Origin of the sequence: Streptomyces katrae (assembly GCF_000966975.1) — a bacterium.
GTDB lineage: Bacteria > Actinomycetota > Actinomycetes > Streptomycetales > Streptomycetaceae > Streptomyces > Streptomyces katrae.
Map to the genome: position 1 here is coordinate 1 of NZ_JZWV01001102.1, position 6631 is coordinate 6631.

The 6631-nt window shown below is 72.5% G+C and carries 7 protein-coding genes; 2 read left to right on the forward strand and 5 right to left on the reverse strand.

Annotated features, from left to right (window positions below):
- Window positions 1-571 precede the first annotated feature (571 nt).
- Window positions 572-1570 carry a tryptophan--tRNA ligase gene (trpS, locus tag VR44_RS32995; RefSeq protein WP_045951311.1) on the forward strand — a complete coding sequence of 333 codons (999 nt, stop codon included), beginning with the start codon at window positions 572-574 and terminating at the stop codon, window positions 1568-1570.
- Window positions 1571-1629: 59 nt separating this feature from the next.
- On the opposite strand, the gene proC is transcribed toward trpS, so the two are convergent.
- From proC to VR44_RS33020, 5 genes are all read right to left on the reverse strand, one after another.
- Entirely contained in the window at window positions 1630-2439 is an 810-nt protein-coding gene (gene proC / locus VR44_RS33000; RefSeq protein ID WP_045951312.1) for a pyrroline-5-carboxylate reductase, read from the reverse strand.
- A 95-nt stretch (window positions 2440-2534) separates the two neighbouring features.
- A complete protein-coding gene (locus VR44_RS33005) occupies window positions 2535-3272 on the reverse strand; it encodes an ABC transporter permease (RefSeq protein WP_045951313.1) in 738 nt (245 codons plus the stop codon).
- Window positions 3269-4111, reverse strand: coding sequence for an ABC transporter ATP-binding protein (locus VR44_RS33010; protein ID WP_045951314.1), 843 nt, complete (start codon window positions 4109-4111; stop codon window positions 3269-3271). Before VR44_RS33010 ends, VR44_RS33005 begins: the two co-directional genes overlap by 4 nt.
- Window positions 4112-4175: 64 nt before the next feature.
- Window positions 4176-4706 (reverse strand): hypothetical protein, encoded by a 531-nt coding sequence (locus tag VR44_RS33015; RefSeq protein WP_045951315.1) that lies wholly within the window; start codon window positions 4704-4706, stop codon window positions 4176-4178.
- Between the two features lie 67 nt (window positions 4707-4773).
- Window positions 4774-5073 carry an SH3 domain-containing protein gene (locus VR44_RS33020; RefSeq protein WP_045951316.1) on the reverse strand — a complete coding sequence of 100 codons (300 nt, stop codon included), beginning with the start codon at window positions 5071-5073 and terminating at the stop codon, window positions 4774-4776.
- 106 nt (window positions 5074-5179) lie between these two features.
- Between VR44_RS33020 and VR44_RS33025 the strand changes: the two genes are divergently transcribed.
- Window positions 5180-6631 (forward strand): serine/threonine-protein kinase (locus tag VR44_RS33025; RefSeq protein ID WP_045951317.1); only part of this gene is annotated, 1452 nt, incomplete at its 3' end.

Sequence of the window (6631 nt, forward strand, 5' to 3'; positions counted from 1 at the left end):
GCGCTTTCCCTTTCCGGCGGTTCCGACTCTATCAGATCCTTTCGGGCCTGACTCCCAGTCAGCGGGATTTGCCTTCCGGGCTGTTGGGCCCTTCCGGCGAGTGAGACAGTAGCGGATTCCTTGCCCCCGAAGCCAATCGGCGGCTGCGTCCTGGAACACGGATTCCTCATTCGCAAATACGCATGAAAACGAGACGACAGAGAGCGTCGTTCGTTCGAATGAGTAGTGCGGGATGGCTGTCCGGGGACCGACCGGAGTCGGCGCTCACGTCGGACAACTCGAAGAACCTTACGGATCTGGAACGGACGTGTCAACCCCGCCGGGCCGTCCTGCGAAACTCACGCCGTCCTCATGTCCCAAGGGCTACGCTGCCTCACATGACCACGCATGCACGCAAGCTCAGCCTTCGTTGGTGGCCCGCCTGACGGCGGCCGACCTCCGACACGAGCACGCATGCGCTCACGGCCGCCGCTCCGGCGGCCGTTTCCGTTTCTCCCCTCCCGGGAGTGGCCGGGCCGCCCGACGCGGCGGTCCCGACACCACACCGCAGGACACGAGGGAGAGACAGGACATGACGAGGATCTTCAGCGGGATCACCCCGTCCGGGCACCTGACGCTGGGCAACTACCTGGGGGCCCTGCGGCAGTGGGTCGCGGCCGAGCACTCGCCCTCGGACGCCCTGTTCTGTGTGGTCGACCTGCACGCCCTGACCGTGGAGCACGATCCGGCGCGGCTGCGCCGGCTCACCCGGCAGAACGCGACGCTGTTCCTGGCGGCCGGGCTGGATCCACGGCGGTGCACCCTCTTCGTCCAGAGCCATGTCGCCGAGCACACCCGGCTGTCCTACCTCCTGGAGTGCACCGCCACCGACGGGGAGCTCCGGCGGATGATCCAGTACCGGGAGAAGGCGGCGAAGGCCGAGGCGGCCGGGCAGGGCGTACGGCTGTCGCTGCTGACGTATCCGGTGCTGATGGCCGCCGACATCCTGGCCTACGCGGCGGACGAGGTGCCGGTGGGCGAGGACCAGCGGCAGCACGTGGAGCTGACCCGGGACCTGGCGGTGCGGTTCAACCAGCGGTACGGGCACACCTTCACCGTGCCGAAGGCGACGCTGCCCACCGTGGGCGCGCGGGTCATGGACCTCCAGGACCCGACGTCGAAGATGGGGAAGTCCAGTGAGAACACGGCCGGCATCGTCTACCTCCTCGACGAACCGGCGGTCATCACCAAGAAGGTGATGCGGGCCGTGACGGACAGCGGCGAGGGTGGGGTGGTCTACGACCGGGCCACGCGGCCCGGGGTGGCGAACCTGCTGGACGTCCTGGCCGCGTGTACGGGAGGGGACCCGGAGAAGCTGGCCGAGGGGTACGCGCAGTACGGGCCGTTGAAGCGGGACGTCGCCGAGGCCGTGGTGGAGCTGCTGCGGCCGCTGCGGGAGCGGCACGCCGGGCTGGCAGCCGATCCGGGCGAGGTGGAGCGGGTGCTGCGGGAGGGCGCGGAGCGGGCGCGGGCCATCGCGCGGCCGGTGGTGGACCGGGCGTACGAGGCCATCGGGCTGCTGGCGCCCTGAAGGGGAGGAGGGCCGGCCCGGGTTCGGGCGGGGCCGGCCCTCCTTCCGTCTTCCGTACGTCAGCTGTTGCCGGTGGCGAGTTCGCGGCTGCGGTCGCGGGCCGCTTCGAGGGCGGCGATGAGGGCCGCCCGTACGCCGTGCTTCTCCAGCTCGACGATGGCGTTGATCGTCGTACCGGCCGGGGAGGTGACGGCCTCGCGGAGCTTGACCGGGTGTTCGCCGCTGTCACGGAGCATCACGGCGGCTCCGATGGCGGCCTGGACGATGAGGTCGTGGGCCTGGGCGCGGGGCAGGCCCAGCAGGATGCCCGCGTCGGTCATGGCTTCGACGAGGAAGTAGAAGTAGGCCGGGCCGGAGCCGGACAGGGCGGTGGCCGCGTCCTGCTGGGACTCGGGGACGCGCAGGGTCTTGCCGACGCCGCCGAAGATCTCCTCGGTGTGGGCGAGGTGCTCGGCGGTGGCGTGGCTGCCGGCCGAGATGACGGACATGGCCTCGTCCACGAGGGCGGGGGTGTTCGTCATGACGCGGACGACGGGGGTGCCGGGGGCCAGCCGCTCCTCGAAGAAGGCGGTGGGGATGCCTGCGGCGCCGCTGATGACGAGGCGGTCGGCGGGGACGTGCGGGGCGAGCTCCTCGAGGAGCTTGCCCATGTCCTGCGGCTTGACGGTGAGGATGAGGGTGTCGGCGCGCTTGGCGGCTTCGGCGTTGCTGACGGCCTCGACGCCGTAGCGGGAGTGGAGTTCGGCGGCGCGCTCGGGGCGGCGGGCGGTGACGAGCAGCTTGGCCGGGGGCCGGCCGCCGCGGATCATGCCGCTGAGCAGGGCCTCGCCGATCTTGCCGGTACCGAGGACCGCGACTGTCTGGGTCATGCCCTATTCACCTCGTCGAACGAACGGACCTTCAGGACTCACGCCCTCATCCTCGCACCCGTCCACGTGACGGGGAGGGGGTGTCCGCTCCGTGGTCAGGGCGTGCGGCGGCGGAGGGTGGCGGCGCCGAGGGCGAGGACGAGCAGGGCGCAGGCGGCGACGACGACGGTGTCACGGACGAAGTCGGCGGTCATGTCGGTGTGGGTGAGGACCTGGGTCATGCCGTCGACGGCGTAGGACATGGGCAGGACGTCGGAGAGGGCGGAAAGGACGGGCTGCATGCTGTCGCGGGCCGCGAAGAGTCCGCACAGGAGCAGCTGGGGGAAGATCACGGCCGGCATGAACTGGACGGCCTGGAACTCGGACGCGGCGAAGGCGGAGACGAACAGGCCGAGGGCGGTGCCGAGGAGGGCGTCGAGCAGGGCGACGAGCAGGAGCAGCCAGGGGGAGCCGATGACGTCGAGGCCGAGGAACCAGAGGGCGAGGCCGGTGGCGAGGAGGGACTGGACGACGGCGACGGCGCCGAAGGCGAGGGCGTAGCCGGCGATGAGGTCGGCCTTGCCGAGGGGCATGGCGAGGAGGCGTTCGAGGGTGCCGGAGGTGCGTTCGCGGAGGGTGGCGATCGAGGTCACGAGGAACATCGTGATGAGGGGGAAGATCCCGAGGAGGGAGGCGCCGATGCTGTCGAAGGTGTGCGGGCTGCCGTCGAAGACGTAGCGGAGCAGGGTCAGCATCAGGACGGGGACCAGCAGCATCAGGGCGATGGAGCGCGGGTCGTGGCGCAGCTGGCGCAGGACGCGGGCGGCGGTGGCGAGGGTGCGGGCGCCGTTCATCGCGGGGTCTCCGTTTCGAGGGTGCCGGTCGGGGATTCGGCTCGTGCGTCCGCTCGTGCGTCCGCTCGTGCGTTCGCTTCGTCGACGAGGCGGAGGAAGCCTTCCTCGACGGTGGCGCCGTGGGTGCGGGTGCGGAGGGCTTCGGGGGTGTCCTGGGCGAGGATGCGGCCCTCGCGCATGAGGAGCAGGTCGTGGCAGCGCTCGGCCTCGTCCATGACGTGGGAGGAGACGAGGATCGTGACGCCGCGGGTCTCGGTGATCTCGTGGAAGAGGTTCCACAGGTCGCGGCGCAGGACGGGGTCGAGGCCGACGGTGGGTTCGTCGAGGACGAGCAGCTCGGGGGTGCCGAGGAGGGCGACGGCGAGGGAGACGCGGCTGCGCTGGCCGCCGGAGAGTTTTCCGGCGAGGGCGGTGGCGCGGCCGGTGAGGTCGACGTCGGCGATGGCGCGGTCGACCGCGGCACGGCGGCGGTCGGCTGCGGCGCGGCCCGGGTCGAGGACGGCGGCGAAGTAGTCGAGGTTCTGCCGGACGGTGAGGTCGTCGTAGACGGAGGGGGCCTGGGTGACGTAGCCGATGCGGGAGCGGAGTTCGGGGTGGCCGGCGGGGCGGCCGAGTACGTCGAGGGTGCCGGTGACGTGGGCCTGGGTGCCGACGACGGTCCGCATGAGGGTGGACTTGCCGCAGCCGGAGGGGCCGAGGAGGCCGGTGATGCGGCCGCGGGGGACCTCGAAGGCGATGGCGTCGAGGACGGTGCGGGGCCGGCGGCCGGTGCCGCGGCGGACGGTGAGGCCGCGGGCGTGGACGGCGGGAGGCGGCTCCTCCGGGGGGTTATTCATCATGCGATGAATAATGCTCCCGGCGGTGCCTGGGCGTCAATCGGCCGGACGTTTCCGGGGTCGGGGGTTACTTCTTGCGCTTGGGGCGGCGGCGGGCGGCCGGGTTGCCCGTACGGGTGCTGCGTCGGCGCTCGTACTCGGCGGCGGCGCGCTCGTACTCGGTGCGGTGGAGCTTCTCGCCCGGGGCCTCGGTGAGGCTGCGCAGGAAGTACGCGAGGAGGGAACCGATGAAGCCGATCGCCTTCAGGCCCTTGAGGGCGGCCTCGTCGGAGGACGGGGCGGGGCGGCGGCCGAAGGACTCCCAGGTCTTGGCGAAGGCGATGGCGGTGGCGATCGCGAAGAGCACGATCACGGAGATGCTGAGGAAGGGGCCGACGTTGCCGATCTCCAGGCCCTCGTAGGCGAGGCGCAGGAGGTAGGCCCCGGCGGCGGCGCCGACGAGCGAGCCGGCGGCGAGGGCGGCGCGGCGCAGGGCGTAGCCGTCCGTGTGGTCCACCCAGCTGGTGCCGAAGAACCGGATCGGCTCGGGCTGCGGGCCGGCGGGCGGCTCGGCCGGCGCGGCGGGGCTCTGGCTCTGGTCTCGCTGCTCTTCGCTCACACCCGCGATTATCCCCCGGGGGCCGGAACCCGCCGGGGGTGTCTCACCTGGCAGAACGGTGAACGGCTCAGCCGCAGTGGGGGGCGACGTAGCCGTCGGAGCCGGTGTGGACGTAGGCGTCGGAGACGAAGCGGCCGTTGCCGACGCAGTCCCAGAGGTCCGTGGTCCCGTACGGCCCCGAGACGGTCGTGCCGGAGCACTGGCAGCGGATCGTCACGTAACCGCCGGCCGGGATGGAGTCGATGATCGGGTAGTTGGTGCCCGGTCCGCTGCGCACGTTGACCCGGTAGCCGGGCGCGGTCGGGAAGGTCGGGCCCGCGTCGCCGGAGAGGCTCTGGACTTGGCTTGATTCGTTCTCTACGGACATGTGAAGTCTCCCCCCATGGGTGTTGCACTGCGCAACGCGCGCAGGGTAGCAAGCCCTTGGATGTTGCCATGGGCCATCGGCTAGGCTCCGTCGGGGGTGGTGAGCGGTGCAGTCGCGGCGCGCGGACTACGCCGGGTTTCCGGAGTACGCCGGGCAGTACCGGCTCGAATCCGTGCTCGGCTCCGGTGGCATGGGCGTCGTCCATCTGGCCGCCTCCAGTTCGGGGCTGAAACTCGCCGTCAAGGTCGTGCACGCGCAGCACGCCGTGGACCCCGAGTTCCGGGCGCGGTTCCGGCAGGAGGTCGCGGCCGCGCGCCGGGTGAGCGGGGCTTTCACCGCTCCCGTCGTCGACGCCGACCCGGACGCCGAGCGGCCGTGGATGGCCACCCTGTTCATCGACGCGCCGACCCTCTCCGAACGGGTACGGGAGCGCGTGCTCGACGCCGGTGAGCTGACCCGGCTCGCGGCCGGGCTGGCGGAGGCGCTGCGGGACATCCACCGGGCCGGGGTGGTGCACCGGGACCTGAAGCCGAGCAACGTGCTGATGGCGCCGGACGGGGTGCGGGTCATCGACTTCGGCATCTCGCGCCCGGCCGACAGCGACCTGCGGACCGAGACCGGCAAGCTGATCGGGACGCCGCCGTTCATGGCGCCGGAGCAGTTCCAGCGGCCGCGCGAGGTGGGGACGGCCGCGGACGTGTTCGCGCTGGGTGCGGTGCTGGTGCACGCGGCGACCGGGCGCGGGCCCTTCGACTCCGACAGCCACTACCTCGTGGCGTACCAGGTCGTGCACAGCGAACCGGACCTGACCGGGCTGCCGGCCCGGCTGGTGCCGATCGTCGCGCGGTGCCTGGCGAAGGATCCGGCCGAGCGGCCGACCGCCGAGGCGCTGATCGCTGAGATGCGCGCCGTGGCGTACCCGACGGGCGAGGACACCCAGGCGTTCATACCGCAGCCCCGGCGGCCGGTGGCGGACGAGGAGCCGACCCACCAGCGGCGGCAGATCGCGACGGAGGAGCCGCCCGCCGCGCGCCGGCGCCGGATCCGGCCGGCGCTGCTGGCGGCCGGGCTCGGCGCCCTGCTCACGGCGGGGGCGGCCGGCGGGTACCTGTGGTGGGCCGCCGGCCCGGACGGGCCCGGCCGGCCCGCCGCCCACGCGTCGGCGGACCCGGGCACGGCTTTCACCCCGTGGTCGGTCTCGCCGGGCACGCCCCCGGTGTCCTGCTCGGCGGCGGGCGACGGCCTGTTCTGCTCGGGACCCGGTCTGGCGGCCGCCCGGCTCGGCCGGGCCGACGGAGCGACGGCCTGGGCCGTACGCGCGAACGCTCCCTCGTTCGGCGTGTCCAGCAGCACCGCCCCGTCGTACGCGGCCGGAGCGGTCGTGGTGGTGGCACCCGGAAGCCAGCTGCTCCAGGTGCTGGAGCCGGGCACGGGCGCCGAGCGGTGGCAGCGGAAGCTGTCCGCCGGCACGCGCGTGGTGACGGCGGACCCGTACGTGGTCACGGTGGCGGCGGACGGCACGGTCACCGCCCTCGACGGAGCCGGCGGGACCCAGAAG

Excerpts from the sequence above, each read along its gene's own strand:
- trpS (WP_045951311.1), top strand. The coding sequence starts at position 572 with ATGACGAGGATCTTCAGCGGGATCACCCCGTCCGGGCACCTGACGCTG.
- proC (WP_045951312.1), bottom strand. The coding sequence starts at position 2,439 with ATGACCCAGACAGTCGCGGTCCTCGGTACCGGCAAGATCGGCGAGGCC.
- VR44_RS33005 (WP_045951313.1), bottom strand. The coding sequence starts at position 3,272 with ATGAACGGCGCCCGCACCCTCGCCACCGCCGCCCGCGTCCTGCGCCAG.
- VR44_RS33010 (WP_045951314.1), bottom strand. The coding sequence starts at position 4,111 with ATGATGAATAACCCCCCGGAGGAGCCGCCTCCCGCCGTCCACGCCCGC.
- VR44_RS33020 (WP_045951316.1), bottom strand. The coding sequence starts at position 5,073 with ATGTCCGTAGAGAACGAATCAAGCCAAGTCCAGAGCCTCTCCGGCGAC.